Annotated in this window: 22 protein-coding genes; 5 read left to right on the top strand and 17 right to left on the bottom strand. The window is 65.1% G+C overall.

Annotated features, from left to right (window positions below):
• From MRUB_RS02790 to MRUB_RS16315, 4 genes are all read right to left on the bottom strand, one after another.
• Positions 1 to 987 (bottom strand): ABC transporter ATP-binding protein, encoded by a 987-nt coding sequence (locus MRUB_RS02790; RefSeq protein ID WP_013012844.1) that lies wholly within the window; start codon positions 985 to 987, stop codon positions 1 to 3.
• Between the two features lie 63 nt (positions 988 to 1,050).
• Positions 1,051 to 1,683, bottom strand: coding sequence for a DUF6423 family protein (locus MRUB_RS02785; protein ID WP_244403988.1), 633 nt, complete (start codon positions 1,681 to 1,683; stop codon positions 1,051 to 1,053).
• A 528-nt stretch (positions 1,684 to 2,211) separates the two neighbouring features.
• Positions 2,212 to 3,612 carry an FAD-dependent oxidoreductase gene (locus tag MRUB_RS02775; protein WP_013012841.1) on the bottom strand — a complete coding sequence of 467 codons (1,401 nt, stop codon included), beginning with the start codon at positions 3,610 to 3,612 and terminating at the stop codon, positions 2,212 to 2,214.
• The gene (locus tag MRUB_RS16315; RefSeq protein WP_081439936.1) at positions 3,516 to 3,752 is read right to left on the bottom strand and encodes an RRXRR domain-containing protein; all 237 of its coding nucleotides are present in this window, start codon (positions 3,750 to 3,752) and stop codon (positions 3,516 to 3,518) included. Before MRUB_RS16315 ends, MRUB_RS02775 begins: the two co-directional genes overlap by 97 nt.
• 334 nt (positions 3,753 to 4,086) lie before the next feature.
• On the opposite strand from MRUB_RS16315, the gene MRUB_RS02770 reads away from it, so the two are divergent.
• Genes MRUB_RS02770 through MRUB_RS02760 form a run of 3 tightly spaced genes read left to right on the top strand, consistent with a single transcriptional unit; the run spans position 4,087 to position 5,197 of the window.
• A complete protein-coding gene (locus MRUB_RS02770; RefSeq protein ID WP_015586364.1) occupies positions 4,087 to 4,269 on the top strand; it encodes a hypothetical protein in 183 nt (60 codons plus the stop codon).
• Positions 4,270 to 4,292: 23 nt separating this feature from the next.
• Complete coding sequence (parS, locus tag MRUB_RS02765) at positions 4,293 to 4,700, top strand: type II RES/Xre toxin-antitoxin system antitoxin (protein ID WP_013012839.1); 408 nt, start codon at positions 4,293 to 4,295, stop codon at positions 4,698 to 4,700.
• A complete protein-coding gene (locus MRUB_RS02760) occupies positions 4,697 to 5,197 on the top strand; it encodes an RES family NAD+ phosphorylase (RefSeq protein ID WP_013012838.1) in 501 nt (166 codons plus the stop codon). The genes parS and MRUB_RS02760 overlap by 4 nt, the downstream gene beginning before the upstream one ends.
• A gap of 60 nt (positions 5,198 to 5,257) precedes the next feature.
• On the opposite strand, the gene MRUB_RS02755 is transcribed toward MRUB_RS02760, so the two are convergent.
• The gene (locus MRUB_RS02755) at positions 5,258 to 5,473 is read right to left on the bottom strand and encodes a hypothetical protein (RefSeq protein ID WP_013012837.1); all 216 of its coding nucleotides are present in this window, start codon (positions 5,471 to 5,473) and stop codon (positions 5,258 to 5,260) included.
• Positions 5,474 to 5,621: 148 nt separating this feature from the next.
• Between MRUB_RS02755 and MRUB_RS02750 the strand changes: the two genes are divergently transcribed.
• Positions 5,622 to 5,882: a hypothetical protein gene (locus tag MRUB_RS02750; protein WP_013012836.1), complete on the top strand. Its 261-nt coding sequence runs from the start codon at positions 5,622 to 5,624 to the stop codon at positions 5,880 to 5,882.
• A gap of 66 nt (positions 5,883 to 5,948) precedes the next feature.
• Here MRUB_RS02750 and MRUB_RS02745 read toward each other — a convergent pair whose 3' ends face one another.
• Entirely contained in the window at positions 5,949 to 6,668 is a 720-nt protein-coding gene (locus MRUB_RS02745; protein ID WP_013012835.1) for a sigma-70 domain-containing protein, read from the bottom strand.
• A 351-nt stretch (positions 6,669 to 7,019) separates the two neighbouring features.
• The gene (locus MRUB_RS02740; protein ID WP_244403987.1) at positions 7,020 to 8,117 is read right to left on the bottom strand and encodes a vWA domain-containing protein; all 1,098 of its coding nucleotides are present in this window, start codon (positions 8,115 to 8,117) and stop codon (positions 7,020 to 7,022) included.
• A gap of 443 nt (positions 8,118 to 8,560) precedes the next feature.
• Between MRUB_RS02740 and MRUB_RS02735 the strand changes: the two genes are divergently transcribed.
• The gene (locus tag MRUB_RS02735) at positions 8,561 to 9,082 is read left to right on the top strand and encodes a hypothetical protein (protein WP_015586362.1); all 522 of its coding nucleotides are present in this window, start codon (positions 8,561 to 8,563) and stop codon (positions 9,080 to 9,082) included.
• A 46-nt stretch (positions 9,083 to 9,128) separates the two neighbouring features.
• On the opposite strand, the gene MRUB_RS15730 is transcribed toward MRUB_RS02735, so the two are convergent.
• The 10 genes from MRUB_RS15730 to MRUB_RS02695 form a co-directional block, all read right to left on the bottom strand.
• Positions 9,129 to 9,311 (bottom strand): hypothetical protein, encoded by a 183-nt coding sequence (locus MRUB_RS15730; RefSeq protein ID WP_157413562.1) that lies wholly within the window; start codon positions 9,309 to 9,311, stop codon positions 9,129 to 9,131.
• Positions 9,284 to 9,436 (bottom strand): hypothetical protein, encoded by a 153-nt coding sequence (locus MRUB_RS15905; RefSeq protein ID WP_013012832.1) that lies wholly within the window; start codon positions 9,434 to 9,436, stop codon positions 9,284 to 9,286. The genes MRUB_RS15730 and MRUB_RS15905 overlap by 28 nt, the downstream gene beginning before the upstream one ends.
• A complete protein-coding gene (locus MRUB_RS02730; protein ID WP_013012831.1) occupies positions 9,433 to 10,887 on the bottom strand; it encodes a GumC domain-containing protein in 1,455 nt (484 codons plus the stop codon). The genes MRUB_RS15905 and MRUB_RS02730 overlap by 4 nt, the downstream gene beginning before the upstream one ends.
• Before the next feature lie 164 nt (positions 10,888 to 11,051).
• Entirely contained in the window at positions 11,052 to 11,447 is a 396-nt protein-coding gene (locus tag MRUB_RS02725; protein ID WP_013012830.1) for a hypothetical protein, read from the bottom strand.
• The gene (locus MRUB_RS02720; protein WP_013012829.1) at positions 11,444 to 12,070 is read right to left on the bottom strand and encodes a hypothetical protein; all 627 of its coding nucleotides are present in this window, start codon (positions 12,068 to 12,070) and stop codon (positions 11,444 to 11,446) included. The genes MRUB_RS02725 and MRUB_RS02720 overlap by 4 nt, the downstream gene beginning before the upstream one ends.
• 9 nt (positions 12,071 to 12,079) lie before the next feature.
• Positions 12,080 to 13,480: an S-layer homology domain-containing protein gene (locus MRUB_RS02715; RefSeq protein WP_013012828.1), complete on the bottom strand. Its 1,401-nt coding sequence runs from the start codon at positions 13,478 to 13,480 to the stop codon at positions 12,080 to 12,082.
• A gap of 12 nt (positions 13,481 to 13,492) precedes the next feature.
• Positions 13,493 to 14,707, bottom strand: a complete 1,215-nt coding sequence (locus tag MRUB_RS02710; RefSeq protein ID WP_013012827.1) for a hypothetical protein — start codon at positions 14,705 to 14,707, stop codon at positions 13,493 to 13,495.
• Positions 14,704 to 15,579 carry a hypothetical protein gene (locus MRUB_RS15980; protein ID WP_013012826.1) on the bottom strand — a complete coding sequence of 292 codons (876 nt, stop codon included), beginning with the start codon at positions 15,577 to 15,579 and terminating at the stop codon, positions 14,704 to 14,706. The genes MRUB_RS02710 and MRUB_RS15980 overlap by 4 nt, the downstream gene beginning before the upstream one ends.
• A complete protein-coding gene (locus tag MRUB_RS02700) occupies positions 15,576 to 15,977 on the bottom strand; it encodes a hypothetical protein (protein ID WP_013012825.1) in 402 nt (133 codons plus the stop codon). Before MRUB_RS02700 ends, MRUB_RS15980 begins: the two co-directional genes overlap by 4 nt.
• Positions 15,974 to 16,564 (bottom strand): hypothetical protein, encoded by a 591-nt coding sequence (locus MRUB_RS02695; RefSeq protein WP_013012824.1) that lies wholly within the window; start codon positions 16,562 to 16,564, stop codon positions 15,974 to 15,976. The genes MRUB_RS02700 and MRUB_RS02695 overlap by 4 nt, the downstream gene beginning before the upstream one ends.
• Between the last annotated feature and the right edge of the window lie 2 nt (positions 16,565 to 16,566).

Genomic DNA, 16,566 nt, shown 5'->3' with positions numbered 1-16,566 from the left:
CTACCTTGCTCCCCGGTAGACCCGCCGGAGTACCTCCTCGATCGAGGGTTCGTGGGTGGTCATCTCCCTGACCGGGGTTTGTGGAAGAAGGCGCGCAAGCACAGCCGCAGGGGCTCCTCCCCCCTCATGGGCGACGCACACCCAGCCGTCGTGGGTGTAGACCTCCCGTACTCCGCCCAGCCCCTCAAGCCAAGCGCGCACCTGATCCGCCCCGGCTTCGAGCCTTAGCCGGAGCTCGGGGAGTACGCCGTGCTGGGCTCGGAGTTGTCGGAGGGTTCCGTCGTAGAGGACTCGGCCCTCGTCGAGCAGGACGATACGATCGCTCAAGGCTTCAACATCGTCCAAGTCGTGCGACGTCAGGATGACGGTCGTCTGTAGATCAGAGGCCACCTGACGGATAGCGGACCGCAGCAACGCCTTGCTGTCGAAGTCCAGGCCGATGGTAGGCTCATCGAGCAGGAGCACCCTGGGGTGGTGGAGGAAGGCGAGGGCCAAGTCGCACCGGACGCGCTGTCCAAGGCTCAGCTGGCGTACCGGCTGCGAGAGCAACCCCTCGATGCCGAATTGCCGGGCCATGGCACCGATGCGCTGATCCAATCCACTCTGGCTGAGGCGATACACCTTGGCGTGGTAGCGGAGCGACTCCAGCACCGGCAGGTCCCAGAAAAGCCGGGTGCGGTGGCCCATCACCACCCCGAGTTCCAGCTGGTGGGCGGTGCGCTGGCGGAACGGGTCTCGGCCCGCCACAACAACCCGACCCGCCGAGGGGCGGACGATCCCCGCGATGATCTTGATGGTTGTGGACTTGCCTGCCCCGTTGGGTCCGATGTAGCCGACCACCTGCCCCTGCGGGACGGTGAGGCTGATGTTGTCCAGGGCGGTAATTTCCCGGTAACGCGGCTTCACCAGGCTCCGCACGAAGCCCCCGAGGCCACGCCCGGGCTCGAGCACCCGGTAGCGTTTGGAAACCCCCTCCAGGACAATCATAAGCCGGCTGATCCTACAAAAGCGGAGGCCATAAGGCCTCCTCTGAACGGCACCAGCACTCCTTCAGGCTCGCTCCCGCGGCCGGATGCCGCCCGAATGGGCTTGGGGGAGGTTCGTGAAGGAGAGGATGTCGATTTCCCCAGGCTGCACGATCCTTACCGGTGTTTCGACCTCAATCTTGGGCAGATCGTCACCGAAGCCGTGCCTCGTGATGTGCTCGTAGTAGCGGTCCAAGGCCCCGGGCAGGTCGATCCGCGGGGTGTCCTGCTCAAGCCCGGTATCGTCGGACTCGTCCTCGTCTTCGTCAAAGATGCCGTCGGTTAACCCCCCGCGGTTATGCGACAGGATCATGTAGTTGCCGGAGATGTTCAGCCGCGCCATCTTGAAGATGGCGTCGCCCGGACGGACCTCGCCATCCCAGAAAAGGATCGCGCCCCGGTCCGCCAGGTACTTGGCCTTGCGGAATTGGCGCGAAAGCAGCAGATTCGTAGGGTTTTGCAGCGGGAGCGAAACCCCTTCTCCGAGGGTGATCTGCCAGCACAGCCAGGGCTCATCGGTCAGGTTGGTCTCCGCCTTGACCAGCGTGTATTCCCCGGGCTCCGGGATCGGCACCCGCATGACGATAGTGACCCGGTTGACATCAATCGCCCCTGAGACCATGATGGTGCGGCTCTCCATGTCGATGGTAGCCGCCATGTGCAAGTCCTTCGACCTCAGCATCTTTCCCTCCGTCGTGTCTGCAAGGAAACCTAGACCCTAACTCCTCTCAACCCGCACAGCGGCAGAGTTTTCCCAAGTCTGATCTCGCAAGCACTACCGCTGCCAGGAGTACCCAAGATCGATCTACGGCTCTCACCCCCTTTTCGTCTAAGCATAAGTAGTTGTAAATGAGGCGGAAAAGCTCTTGAACCAGGCGGCGGGGATCGCCGAGCCCATCCGTCACACGGCGCCTGCAGTAGCCCCATTCCTCACAGATTGCGGACTTCAAGAGCTGGATCAGGCTGTCGGCCTCGCGCTGCCCCTCTGCCTCCAGATCCTCCAACAGCTCAGCAGCCCGCTCGCTATGGCTTGCGCGTTCGATCCAGCACAGCTGTGCGGTCAGATCCTGGGCGACGTGGCAGAGCCCGAAGACCGCGTGGAGCTCGGACGTTCCGTAGCGCATGAGTACCATGGCGCGCTCCAACTCTTCCTCGGGGAGGTAGTAAGCGCCTGACCGGTGCTGGGTCATCGCACACCTGCCTTCAGCGGGAAACTGACGGCGAAATTCCCCCGAACCGTGAAGGAAGCTGGACGGCTGCCACTGAATTTTTCGATGAGTGCCGGGATGATCACTTGTGCGGCCAGCCTAGCCCCATCCACGTTCTTGGCGGCGGGACCAAGCGTCAAAGAGGCCAGTGGCCCGGCTGCGAAGAGGCCTGGGTGGCCGCTGACCTCAAGCGTGCCGTCCTCCAGGACCGGGTAACGATCGGCGAGGAGCTCGACCTCATCCGGCAGAAGCTGCGTGTCAGGGGATAGGCCGGTCGCCAAAATCACCAAGTCCACATGCTCATCGGCGCCCGATGACAGGTTGAGTTCGAGGCGGCCGCTGGCTGATGCTCGGACAGCCAACACCGTGGCATGACGGTGAACCCGTAAGACGCCCGCTTCTTCTAGGCTGCCCAGCCGCGGCAGGAACTCCAGCATGATGCTGCCACGGGATTCCTCCAGCAACGTACCGACCTTCCGGGCCAGGCTAGGCAGCCGCCGGAACCGCGCAATACCCTCCGTTCGGAAATAAGCCGTGTCGAAATCGGCACACCGGTAACGCTCCTCGCGGCGTAGGATCCACACGGGCCGTGCTCCGGCCTCGAGCGCCCGGAGGATGGTGTGGGCCGCGCTGAGCCCACTACCGACGACGGCGATCGTCTGGCCCGGGTTGAGCGCTGGCTTCGCGTATACCGAACACACCTGCGCGGGATAGCGGCGGGCAGCCTCCGAGAAAACCTGCGGCCACACAGCCTCGCGGTTGCCCGCTGCCAGGATGACTGTCTTGGCCCGGATGACCGGCCCCTCGGCGGTAGCGATCAGATATCCGTCCCGCCCCGGGTCAGGTCTAACCGAGATTACCCGCGCGCGGTAGGCGATCTTGCGGAGCTGATGTACCCCGATCATGTGGGTCGAGTGGCCGATGAACACGTCGAGCGGGACTACGGCGCGCTGGCCCGAGAGGCCCAGCCAGACCTGCTCGCGCTCGAGCGACGTCAACTGGTCGAGGTGAAGACGAGCGAAGTCTAGCATCTGCATGTCGCCGTCCGGGGCGATGTGGTGCTCGTAGGGGCTGCGCATGACCCTTTGCCCGGTGGCGTTCATGGCCTGGAAGAACTGCCCAGCGAGGAAGGAGTGTTTCTCCAGCAGGATCATCCGGCGCCGCAGGCTGGGTACGTGCCAGAGGTGGCAGGCTATGCCGCTGCCAATAATCCCGCCTCCAATAATCACGATATCTGCTGAAGTTGGGGGTAGGTCGGGGCGAACCGCCCGGAGTGAATGATTCACGCCCGGAAAAACACGACCGACTGGACTATCAAGAAGCTCAGGGTCATGCCTGAGCTCTTCGATGCTGTTGCATCGGCGGTTAACTTCCAGCATAGCCTCGAATTTAGATGACTCGGGACTCTTAACAATATAGGTAGAACTACAAACGCCCGGCCTCGGGTGAGCAGGAACCGAGCACGCTTCTCGCTGCAAGGCATGAGCGGCTTTTTTCTTTTGTCCAGCACGAAAACCATGTTTTCTCCTTCCCTTTCGGGACCCCTTACGGGGCTGGTGACGGATATGGGCGGACGCTCCCGTACCGCTCCCCTCGGCCATGTTGCGAACCGGTGCACGTCCCGATCCGTTTCGCGCACACCCCAAAGCTTGTCTGCAACCGGGACTGCCAGGGTCCGGGGCTGGGGAAGCACCCCGGAGTGGGTCTTGAACCTGTTCGCAACGTAGCGACATCAGCGCCTTGTCCATGGGCTCCATCGCTTGGCCTCGTCATAGACGGGCTCCAAGCCCCTGGCTTCAGCCATGGGGTCTACGACCTGCCTGTGCGCCGCGCAGTCAGGACTTACGGGTTGGTTGTCTTTCGATGGGGAGGCGGCCACCGCCTTCCTGCACTTCAGCGCGGACTACTTCCGGGTGCTGGCGAAGCGCTACGGGGAAGACGCCCGCTTCCGCCGGGGGCGGGACTACCTCGAGGCCGATCTCTCCCAGGCCCCCCGCACCCTGCGGGCGGCGAGGAGGCTGGGGCTGGAGCGTTGACTTGTTCAAGGTGGAACGCCATAATGTCCCATATGGGAACAGTGCTCCCCCTCCGCTTCGACGGCTCACCCACTGACGTGGCGAGCGTCCGGGAGGGGTTGCCGGTCGAACTCATCACCGAGGTGGCCCGGCACTACGGCCTCAGCCAGCACGACGTGCTGGAAGCCGCCGGCATCCCCCGCAGCAGCGTCCACCGCTACAAGGGCCTGGGACGCCTGAACCGGGAGCAGTCCAACCGCCTGTACCGGGTGATCTACCTGCTGCGCCGTGCCGAGGAGCTCTTCGGCTCGCCCCAGCTGGCGGCCTCCTGGATGAACAGCCCCAAGGTGTTCCTGCACGGCTCGAGCCCCCTCGCGTACCTGGACACTGAACCTGGCTTCCAGGCGGTGGAGCACCTCCTGGGCCGCCTGGAGGACGGCCTGGTGACGTGAGGGCCTGGCGCATCGCCTCGCGCAGCTACGCCCACACCGCCTTCACCGGGGAAGGGGCAGCCAAGAGCCCCGGACGCTGGAACCGCCTCGGGGTCCCCCTGGGTGTACGCTCGCAGAGCGTCCCGAAGGGGATCGTCCCGGTGGTGTACCTGGCCGAACACCTCTCCACCGGCATCCTGGAGGTGCTGGTTCACGTGGACGACCGGGCTCACCTGGCCGCGTTCGTGGCCATCGAGGTGGAGATCCCCGATCCCCACGTCGAGGAGCTGAGCGAACTGCCCCCCGACTGGCGGCAGTTGCCCGAGCCCTACCCCGAGTCCACCCAGAGGCTGGGCAGCGAGTGGGCCCTGAGCCTGCGCTCCCTGGCCCTGCGTGTCCCCTCGGCGGTGGTCCCCAGCGAGTTCAACCTGCTGCTCAACCCCCGCCACCCCGCGATGCCCGAGGTGAGGGTCGGCCAGCCCCAGCCGCTCTTCCTCGACCCACGCCTGCTGCGCTAGGCAAAAAAGAACCCCCTGAGGAAAAGGACGATCCCCAGAAGGCAAAGAAGGACGGAAGGGTCAGTCAAGGATGACGACCGAAGGGAAGAGAGCCCTCACAAACTCCACAAAACCCCGTTGAAGGGCTTCACTGCGGAAAGTGATCCTATAGGCGGGCTTGAGCCAACCCTGGTCTCCTTCCCATTCGACGAGTCCACCTGTTTTGAAGCCCAGGTAGAGCAACTCCGCAAGCTTCTCGCCGGTGCGCAGATCTGGACAGACAAAAACCTTTTCCATTTTTACCTCCTGACGACAATATTGTATTGTTCAATCTTGACCGCTTCAATCCCCCTCGAGTACCATAAAAAGTGGAAGGGGAAGCCTTTTCCCCTCCTGACCGCAGATGCGCCGGGCTTTCCCGGCCATTTTGCGTTAAGATGGAGCTATGCCTAAAGCAATTCACGAAGGAACCCGAGTTCGCTTCGTTGACACCGATCACCCGGAGGACCTGGCCTGCTTTCTGCGCCACATGGCTGCGTCACTCGGGGAAGAGCCTCTGCTTGATGTTTCAGGCGATACGGTGGTTATCGAATGCCAGACTGCCCCACGGATGCTCGAGTTCCTCGAGGGGTGTCTCAACGGGCGTCTGGTGCCGGTATGGGACAGCAACGGGGCTTACTTCCGCGAGCGCGGCCCGATGAACTAGCCACCGGCCCAAAAAAGAACCTTCCAAGGACAGGGATGATCCTCGGAAGGCAAAAAGGCTTGCCTGCTATGCGACCATGCGGGCCTTGAGCGTCGCCGCCAGGGCGTCCAGATTGGCCTGGGAGACTTCCTCTCCCGCCAGGAAGCGGTCGAGGGTAGAGAGTTCCTCAGCCTTCAGCCCCAGTCGGGCTTTCTCCAGGGCTTCCTCAAGCTCCTCGAGCACGTCTTCCTCTTCGGTTGACGCAACCATCTCCTCCAGCCGTGTGCCGGTCTCCGGGTGTGGAGCCGATAGGCTGAGAATGCGGTTTGCCTCCTCCACAGCGAGAAGGCGCTCGAGGGTCTCCTCATCGACCCCGAGGGCCTGCGCCAGCTCGGGGTGGGTGGGGGCGCGTCCCTTTTCCCCTTCCAGCTCCAGCCGCACCGCCACCAGCTTCTTGAGAAGCCGGTTCTCGCGGTACGTGCCCACGCCGTCCTGGGTCAGCCGCTCCCGGACCTTGCGGTCGAGGGCCACGTTCACCCAGAAGGTGAGGTTCTTGGAGCCGGAGGGAAGCGGTTTCGAGAGCACCTCCACCACTTCACACAAAAGCTCCTGGGCCAGGTCACGGGCCTCGTCGCCGAGGCGGTGGAACAGCCGGAAAGCCTTCTCGAACGCCAGGTAGCCGTAGTGCGCCACCAGGGCCTCGAAAGCCTGGCCATCCCCGTGCTTGTAAGCGATGTAGTTCCGCATGACCATCTCCCGCGACAAAAGCCCGAGGCCGCCGACCATCAGCCGGATGCTGTCGTACATGGCTTTACCTCCTGGGAATATAATACTTGATAACGGCAATAAGAAGTGACATACTGAGGACGCCTGCGAAGGCTGCCACAGCCGAGTGCTGATGGTTTTACTTCCTGCACCGAAGCCCCCCGCAAGGGGGGTTAGGTGTCTAGGTGTTATGTATGGCCGCGGTCGTGTTTTTAAGGCCCGCATACCTCCGTTCCGGTCAGCGCGCTTACGCAGGGTCCGACGTCTACCGCCAACAGATATACGACGGCAGGCGCATCCTCATACGGGCGCCCTGGCCCTTGGAGAAGCGTCGAGTTCTCCGCAGCCGGCAACGCCGGGCGGACCCGCCCGGCGTTGCGAACCTTCAGTAGCCTACTTTCCGGAGCGGTCATGGGGTACCACCACGTCGGCCGAGCCGTAGCCAGTGTTCCCGCTGGCGTCGGTGGCCCGGTACGTGACTGTGTAGACGCGGCGGTTGCCCTGGGCGCTGCGCTCGGCCCGCACGAAGATCCGGCCGTTAGTGGTGATCTGCACGTCATCAGCGGTGTTCCCGTCGCCCTGGCCGTCGTCGGGCTCGCTTACCTTCACCCCGACCAGCTCCACCCTTGGGGTAGGGTCGAGGTTGTCGCTGGCACTTACAGCAGGCTTGACCTCGACCAGCTTGTGGTTGGGTGGCCAGAGGGTAGATGGGGTAACGCTCACGGTAACACTGGGGGGCTCACGGTCTACCGTGGAAGGGTCGGTGTCCCGGATGTTGTTGAAGATTTCACCCAGGGCATACTCGAAATCGGACTGGCTTCCGCCGGGGAGGTAGAAGTACTTGCCCCCGGTTTCCTCGGCGATGCGCTTGAGCACGACCTGGCTAGAAAGCGCCGTTGTGCTCACGCTCTGAACGCCAATGCCTGCCCGGCTGGATACCGAAGCGGGCGGGAGACCACAATCCCCTGAGAGCAGCACGTTCACCCGGACATTGTTGAGCTTGGCCACCGCGAGGATCCCGCTCACGTCGCCGGGCTGGGCTGAGGCGTCGGTGATTACCACCAGATCTCGAGTGTGGTCCACATAAGGCCAAAGGGCCAAGATCCCCGAGCTGATTCCGCCTAGCACGTTCTCGGGACAGTCATCGCCACCCCAGGCGTAGAGGCCATTTACCCAACCAAGGATGGCGTTGCGGTCGGTGGTGGTGCCCAGGACCCTGACGTCGTCTTTGAAGGTGATCAGGTTCCACAGGGTGTACTCGTCCTCAGGGATGCTATTTATATACCCGGCGAGGGAAGCCTTGACCGCTCCGATGACGCTGCCCATTGAGCCGGTATCATCGACCACCAACGATACTGCGCGGGGTCTGCACTGAACATTGCGCTCGTTGGAGTACCGCCGTGCTAGCGGAATCGCGATCACCCCGCCATCAGGGTTGACCGCCTCGATGTTGAGCTTGCTTCGGTAGACTCCGTCACGGCAAGTGGCCACAACGACCAGCTCGTACTGCCTCCAGGTCGCACCTGCCGCTCCCACCTCCTTACGGACCCGGGGGCCGGTGGCAACCTTGGTCCAGACCCCGCCCTGGTTGCGTTCTAGCTCCAGGAACGCTGTGAGGAGGAAGGGCTCACTGCTGGGCGGGCATCGACCGATGGCATCGGCTTTGACTTCGGTAGGATTGTACCCCGACTGGTGCGGATAATTCAGGGTGAAGACGCATAGGCTGATGTCGATCCCCTGTGCGCTTACACCCCCAGCCGTACCTCCTATGGGATCGAACTGAACAGTGACAGCATCAGGGTCGGGTCGTTCCTGACCAAGATTCACCTTGCTGGGACTGACAGAACAAGCTGATAGCAATGCAGTTAACGCTAACAAAAAACGAACCTTGTTCATGGACTTAAGTCTAACAGTAAGAACTAGACCAAGGATGTTTGGATGACCTGCTGGGCGGTATGCAAAGGTCCCAGGTCTATACTGGCAACATGCAGCCCATGTCTGATCCTGATCTAGAGTTGCTGCGGGGGAGCCTACTCGAGGCAGCCGAAGCGCTGAGCCGTCTGGCTCGGGAGCCTGGCCCAGGAGGCCTCGAGCTCGCGGCCGCAGTAACCCAGGCTGTCTCGGAGCTGAACGGACAAGTCAATGCCCTGCTGTTGGGTCTTGCCGCTCGACCAGTGGAACCCATGGATGAGGCCTACCTGCGCTACCTAAAGGACCTGGTCCGACTGCGGGCAGGGGTGATGGAACTCGAGCAACTCCTGCTCGATCGTGCAGCCTTCGAGCGAGCGCGGGAGGAGTGGCTGGGCTTGACGGTCTTGCTAGACCGAACTTTAGAGCCGTTGATTGATCTGATGACGTTCGCTGATCCTAGCCAGCCGGAGGCTGACCTGAGCCGGGGCTACTCCTTCGACAGCGAGACTCTAGGCTTCACCCGAGTGAGGTTCAAGCCGCGTTGACACTCCTACGGCGGGCGGGAGGAAAGGCGTCTGTCACCCGGGGTGGTCAGTGAGCCCCATCCAGGCTGGCTTCGGGGAACTGCTCGAGGGGCTTGCCTGGGTCCACCCCTCCTTCACCACCCGGCTGGCCGTGCCCGGGGCTCAGTTCGTCCACCCCAAGGTCTGGCTGGGCATCCCTGTCCCCGAGGAGGCCCGCGTCGTTCAGCGCCCGGCCTGCGAACGCACCCACCGCCACAGCCAGGCCAGCCACAGCCAGGCCAGCAGCAGACCCACCGCAATTCCCACCCCCACCCCGGCCTTGAAGCCGAAGCCCACCCCGTTCTGCCAGACTAAAGCGACGTGCTCGAGGGTCATCTGAACAGTCCTCCTTTCTTACCCATTCCAAGATACCGGCTCACCCGCCGCACCCACGACTCCAGCGCCGCGATGCGGCTCTCCGTCGAGCGCCGCATGAGCTCCTCGGCCTCCTCCAGCCGGTTCTCCACCTCGAGCAGGATCCGCCCGCGCTCCTCGTCCATCCTCGCCCGCAGTTCCCTCAGTTCCCTCAGGTGTACCGGCGTCTGCCGGCCCCGAAGGGAATCTACCTTCTTGCCGGGGGGGAGGGATTTTTCCTCGGAAGCGAGAGGAGCCGCCAGCCCGTCCACCCTCGAGCCCAGCCTCAGCACCGCCTCCCGCACCTCCCTCAGGGAGTCCCGGAAGGCCTTCAGCCCCGGCCTCAACCCCCCCAGCCGGGTCTCGGTTCGGTGCAGGCCTTCCTCCAGCCGGGCCACCGCCCGGCGCAGTTCCTCCACCTCAGCCTCGAGGCGGCCAATCTTCATCAGGGCTGCCCCCAGGGTCAGCGCGTCCTCTCGGCGTACCGGCATTTGCCGCTCCCGGAGGGAAGCTGCCTCGAGGGAGGGTTCCGGTTCTTCATCCCCGAGGGAGCCGTCCTCTGGGCGTGCCGGGCGTACGGCCCCGCCGTCCCGAAGGGAATCTGCCTCGTCCAGTCCGTCCAGCGTCCCCACCCTGGCGTTCGGCCCCAGGACCCGTCCGGCCTCCCTCGTCCGTCCGGCGGCCTCCTCCTCGGACGCCCGAACGGCCTCGAGGGCCTTCCGCCGTCCGACCGAGCGTCCGGGGTCATAGAAGTTCAGGGCGGCCCGGATGCGGGCCTCGGCCAGCGGGCCGTCCGGCTCCTCCCCGAACACCGTCCGGTAGGCCTCGTGCCACTTCGCCCGGCTGCGGTTCTGAGTTTCCTCGGTTTCAATCCTCACTCGATTCGCTCGAGTGTCCTCGGAAGAGGAAGCAGGCCTGTCCGGCTGTGCCTCCCCCTCGCTCATGGGGGCAGTCTTGCCCCCTGGCTCCCCTTCCTCGTCCGGTGACGGGGGCAGGATGCGCCCCGCCTCTACCGGCCTGCCGCCCGGCCCCAGGACCGGGGGGTCGAACTCATGGTCCGGGTTCCAGGGACGCACCGCTTCCAGCGCCTCCACCCGGCTCCTGGCCTCACCCCGCTCCATCAAGCCCATCGCCCGGCGCACCCGCGCCTCGAAGAGGCCATCCACCCCCCCAAACACCTTCCGGTACGCCTCCTTCCAGCGTGTCCGGGTCTTGCCGGACAGGGGGGTGTCCACCCTGTCCTTTGGGGGTGTCCCACCCTGTCCCTCCACCCTGTCCCTACCCTGTCCACCCTGTCCTTCAGGGGTGTCCACGGACAGGACAGGGGGGGTGTCCAGGGGGTGTCCATCCTGTCCCTCCACCCTGTCCATCACAGGGGGTTCAGCGCCTTTTTCTCTCGCCTGCACGTCTTTTTCGCTATCTTCGCTGGACATTTTCGACTCACCGCCATCTGTGATTTTTCTCGTCCTCAAGCGGTTTGGACAGGGGGTGTCCGGGGGGTGGGGAAGTCTGTAATACATAGGCACATTTCAGCAGTTTCGGGTGTCCAGCCCCGACCTGTCCTCCAGGGTGTCCACCCTGACCTGTCCGGGGTGTCCTATCGGGACACCCCCCACCAGATTCCAGCCACATAGCCCACCACCATCCCGATGATCCAGCCCCACCGTTCGCTCCGGCCAGCGGCCAGGGCCAGCAGTTGCGAGGCCAGCAACAGGCCGACCAGGGTGTACGCGCTCAGGGTGAGGGCGAGCCCGCCCAGGAACCAGCCCACGCCGATCCCTACCCCAATGAGCATCCTGTCCGGCAGCAACCGCAGGGCGGGCAGCAGGGCCAGCCCCACGGTCACCGGCAGGGTGGGCGCTTCCATCGCCGCCATCACCACATACCCCAGGTAGACCAGGCCCGCCAGTACCCACAGCGTCCATTCGCTCGTCCGTACAACCAGGACCGGGACTCGCTTGCCCGCCTCTATCCGCTCCTGTTCCTCCTTCACAGCACCACCACCTTCCCGTCCGCCTCCAGGCGGCTGACCCTCGTGATCCCTTGCGCCTCTCCCTGCACCAGCCGGAAGGCCACGTCCCGTCCGGTGGGCACGGAGAGGGTGGCCCATCCCTGGGCCACCACTTCACGGGCCACCAGCACCCGCCCTTCCAGGCTCGCTGGCGGGGGGTCGGCGTAGGTGGGCACCCCCACCGCCTCCTGGGGCAGCATCCACGCCTCGGCCAGACCGCCCTTCGCCGGGTCGAGCCAGGCCGCCGTGACTTCTACGCTCACCCGCTTGCGGGAGAGGGCCAGGGCTGTCCGTCCACCCTTCTTCAGACTGGCCTCCGTCCGGCCCTCCTGGTAGACCAGCCCATCCCGTCCGGCCTGTCCGACCAGGATGATCGCCCCGTCCGGCAGGTCCACCCGGAAGCTGTACGGCTCCGTACAGCCCGTCCAGCTTCCCGCCGTCCGGTTGTCCTTGATGGCCTCGAGTCGGACACAGGCCCCCTCGAGCGCCCCCGTCACCTCCACCAGGGCGGCAGGCTGGAACTCCCCGGCCACCCCTGAGATCACGTCGCATCCAGAGACCAAGAGGGCCAGCAAGGCCCCCCCGAGAAGCACAGACTTTTTCACCGCTGCCTCCTAGAACTCCAGCCTGTACCCCACCCGCACCGTGAAGTCCGTCCGGCTGGCCGTGGCGTTCTGGTAGCGGAAGCTGAAGCTGCCCGGCTCACCGGCCACCAGCCCTTCCGTACCCCGCACCCCGAGTTCCACGAAGGGGTTGGAGCTCGAGGTGAAGCGCACCCCCCACTCGCTGCCCCTGTTTCCGCTTCCGGGGAAGGCCACCAGCCGGTAGTACCCCCCGAGGCTGCCGAAGTCGGCCCCCCAGTCCAGCCGCCCTTCCAGCAGGCTGTAGGGCTCCTCCCCCTGGTAACGGTAGTAGCCCACGCTGGGGGTCACCGCCCCGAAGCGGTAGCCCGCCCGGACAAACAGCAGGTTGCGGGAGAGGTTGCCCTCGTGAAACCCGGCCCCCACCCCGGCCTCCGCCACCACGCCGGGGATCAGGCCCCCGTCCGGCTCGTGCACGATCCGCACCACCCCGAAGGCCGAGTCGCCGTACCCCAACTCCAGCCCCAGGGCCACCCCCTCGAACAGCCGATACCCGGCCCGGCTCTCCGACAGCCCGCCCTGGGCGCGGTGCTCGAGGGTGAGGCCGCCCTGTTCAGCCCGCACCTGCACCCCGTCCGAGGTCAGCCGACCGTCCAGCCGGACGCCGTTCGCCTCACCCCGGACGAACACCTCCCCGTCCGGCTCGCCGTTCGAGAGTCCGACCGAACCCCCCACGGTGAGCTTCGGACGGCTCTTCCCCTGCTTCTCCAGGGCGTCCACCCGTCCGCCAAGGTCGAAGACTTTCTTGTTCAACTCCCCCTGGGCGGCCTGGGAGCGCTGCTCGAGGTCGCGCACCACCTGCTCCAGGGCGTTCACCCGGGCGGTCAGGGCCCGCAGCCCATCCTCGCCCCGCTTGATGAGGTTCTCCAGAGCTCCTACCGAGCCGATGATCTCGCCAATCTCCTCCCGGGTCACCATCTGGCTGGACACCTGAGCCAGTTCCTCCGCCAGCCCCTCCACGTTCTTGCGGGTCTCCTCCAGGTTGGCCTTGACCTCGGGGTAGTCCCCCATCGCCTCCTGCACAATCCGCAGGCCCTCCCGCAAGTCCTCGATGGCGGCCAGGGCCTCCTCCAGCCGGGCCTGGGCGTCCTGGTTCAGCGCCTCCCGTACCCGCCGCGCCACGTCGTCGGCGAAGGCCAGGTACGTGCGGTAGAGCATGGCGGCAACCTGGTAGCGGGTCATGTACTCCCTCCCCCTGAACGTGCCGTCGGGGTAGCCCTGCACGATGCCCTTCTGGTAAAGAAAACGGATGTCCTCCAGGGTGGGAGGAACATCCTTGAAGGGGGCCTGCTGCGCCAGGGCCAGCCCTAGACTGGCACTCCAAACAGAAACAGCGGTTTTTGCCAACAACCAACGTTTTTCTCGCAAAGGCATAGCAATAACATATTACCTCATTTTTGTACAATATTCCTGCAAGTCCACCACCTGCCCCCGGTAGACCTCGCCGCCCATGATGCCGCTGGCCTGGGCCAGGTAGCTCACGTAGGGCTCCCCCCGCATCCACTCGATGCCCACTCCCTGAGGCCTCCTGCCGTAACCCTCCAGCCCCGGAATCTGGTAGGCCGTCCCGTTCACCCGCACAAAGCCCCCCGGCTCCACCGGGAAGGTGCCCTGGGGCTGCCACACGGTGCGCTCGAGCCAGGGCCGGATGCGGGCGGTGACCTCCTCGCCCGTCTTGCGGATCTCGAACAGTCGGGGAGAGATGCTGGCCTCGGTGCACCAGTTCCACCCGCACTGCGTCCCCGAACCGCTCCCCCGGTAGCGGCCTTGCAGGTCGTAGATGTAGTACCCCCGCCAGCCGCAACCGAACCACCCGCAAGTGGCGGCGTACTCCACCGAGCGGAAGGTCTCCGTCCCCGTGCCGGGGTCGAAGCTGAAGGTGTGGTTGTTGCCCAGCGTGCCGGTGTACCGCCCTGTCCGGCTGGTGTCCACCCCCACCTCCACCGTGGTAGTGATGGAGCGCAGCGTGCAATCCCCCCGCACCGTCCCGCTCCCCTCCACCAAAGAGAGGGTCTCCCCGTTGTAGATGCGGTAGGGGTCATACCCCTGCGCCCGCACGTCCTGTACCTGGCCGTTCCAGACGTGGTTGAACAGGTAGCTGCCGCTCTGGGGGTCGCCCAGGTAGCGCTCGGTGACCTGGAACTCCACCCGTGCGCTGAGGCTGCCCGTCCAGCTTCCCTCTACCCAGGTGCGCCCCGTCCTCGGCCCCGAGAGGCCCATCCACAGGGCGATGTGGTCGTTCTCGGCCCACCCTGGATCGTATATGAGCCCCAACCCCCGCAGGGCGATGCCCTCCAGGCTTCCCCCCTGTCCCACGATGAAGCCCACCGGCTGCTTCACGCTGCCGGGGAGTACCCGGATGGGGACATTGGCGCTGCCGCAGTATTTGCGGGCCTCCTCCTGGGGGATGTAGAAGGTCGTGGCCCCGGCGGTACGCCACTCCCGCAGCCTGAGCGCCCAGGGGGTGATCTGGGGCACCACCAGGTGCAGTTCCCCCGGTGCGTTCAGCACGCCCCTCAGTCCGGCCAGGTCGTTCAGGCTGCCGCCGGTGGTCTGGGCCAGGCCCACCCCCAGCAGCGGGATCAACCACCATCCTCTCATGGCATCACCTCCCGCGCCCCCTGCTGCAAGGCGTTGAGGGAAAGCGCCTTGCGGAAAAGCTCACTGCCCCCCTTGGGCATCTCCACCACCGTGATCTCCGCATCGCTGAAATCGCCCCGGGCCGACAGCAGGATGTAGTCGTGCCGGTAGCCCCGCACGATGAGCACCCCGGCGACCCCTTTCGTCCCGAGCTCATAGGAGCGGCTGTCCCGCAGGCCGCCGTAGAGGCCCAGCCCGGCCCATCCCTGCTGGAACAGCCCGCCCACCCCCTGCACCGCATAGAGCCGCATCTGCACCGGCGCAATGGCGTAGCAGAGGCCCGAGCACGCCGGGGGGTAGCGCTGATCCCGGTTGAGGTAGCCCTTCACCAGGTAATCCCGCAAGATGGCCCGCACCGGCTCGGCCAGGCCGGTGACCAGGCCCTCGATGAACATGGGCTGGCCCCCGTTCACGTCGTTGGCCAACCCCTTGATGTAGTTGGTGGCCTCCGCCTCCCGCCACAGCAACCAGCCCAGCGCCCCACCCCCGATTGTCCAGGGGATCATCACCGTGAAACGGCTCTGGGCGATGGCCGGCTGGCCGCACAGGTCGGCGCTGGCGGTCAGGATGTACTGACCGTTCATGGAAAAGTTCACCGGCAGGCTCACGCTGCCCGTGCTGGTCTGGCTCCATTGCCAGGAAGTGACCCAATCCCCCCACCGGCCCTCCTGCTTCAGCGACAGGGTGAGTCGTTCCGCTGTGGCCCCGGCCCGCACGGTGATCGTCACGGTTGTGGGGCCGGTCACCCCGCCCTGGGGATTGGTCTCGATGCTGAGGGTGCAGGCCCACCCCAGCCCCCAGAAAGCCACCGCCGCCAATGCCAGACGTCTCATGTGCGGCCTCCCAGATTCCAGAGTTGCTCGAGGTAGTACGCCACCTGCATCCCGATCTCCGGGCTGGCGAGTACCGTCCACAAACCCTTGCTGTTCACCACAAAGTACCTCCGGTCAATCAGGAGCATTCCCCGGCCCCGCAAGCCCTTGAGATAGCGCACCTCCATCCCGGTACGCACCCACCCCGGCAGGCTCCCGCTCACCAGGACTCGAGTCCGGCTGGGCAGGACACGGGCAAAGGCGGGGTCGGGCAGGTCGCCGATCACCAGGGCGTCTTGCCCCCCTACGCTGCCTACCCATCCCACCGCCTGGGCAAGACTGGGGGTCTGGAAGAGGATCTGCTGTTGCTGCTGGGCCAGCCCCATCCCCAGAAGAAGAAGCAGTGCGAGCAGCCTCACTTGACCTCCCCCCTGCGCTGGTTGGCCGACCTGATCTGATCCACCAGCAACCGCCCCCAGGTGAGCACCTGGCGCAACGTCGGGCCCTCAAGCTGCCACCAGGTGGGCATATAGACCGCCTGGTTATCCAGGATCACCAGGGGCAGCCCGGTGCGCCCCACCACCCCCAGCGGCTCGTTCTCGTTGCTGCTTGCCACCACCTTCACGAAGCTGGCGAGCTCGGGGTTCGTCGTCCACCCCCGGAACCACACCATCTGCTCCTGCGGCACGACGGCGAAGATCTGCGGGCGGTTCTGCTTGCGGGTGGGGTCGCTGGTTCTGAGCCAGCCGTCCAGGTAGCCGATGACCGGCTGCAACGACTGCACGTCCCCGATCAGGAGCACCTCCCTCGAGCGCGACAGCCGGGCCTCCACGTCGTTCTGCCAGTCTGCCGGGTAGATCATGTCCTTTGGCAGCAGGCAGGTGATCTTGAGGCTGCACAGCCCGTTCCGCAACAGGTCGTAGGCGGTCTTGAAGTCCTTCGCATCAATCGCCAGACTTCCTCCTCCGAGGAAGAGGCAGAGCACGGGTAGGTAGATCCAGCGCATCG

The sequence above is a fragment of the Meiothermus ruber DSM 1279 genome (assembly GCF_000024425.1).
Taxonomy (GTDB): Bacteria; Deinococcota; Deinococci; order Deinococcales; family Thermaceae; genus Meiothermus; species Meiothermus ruber.
Note: the sequence above shows the minus strand (reverse complement) of the source record. Positions and strands in the feature narration are given on the sequence as shown.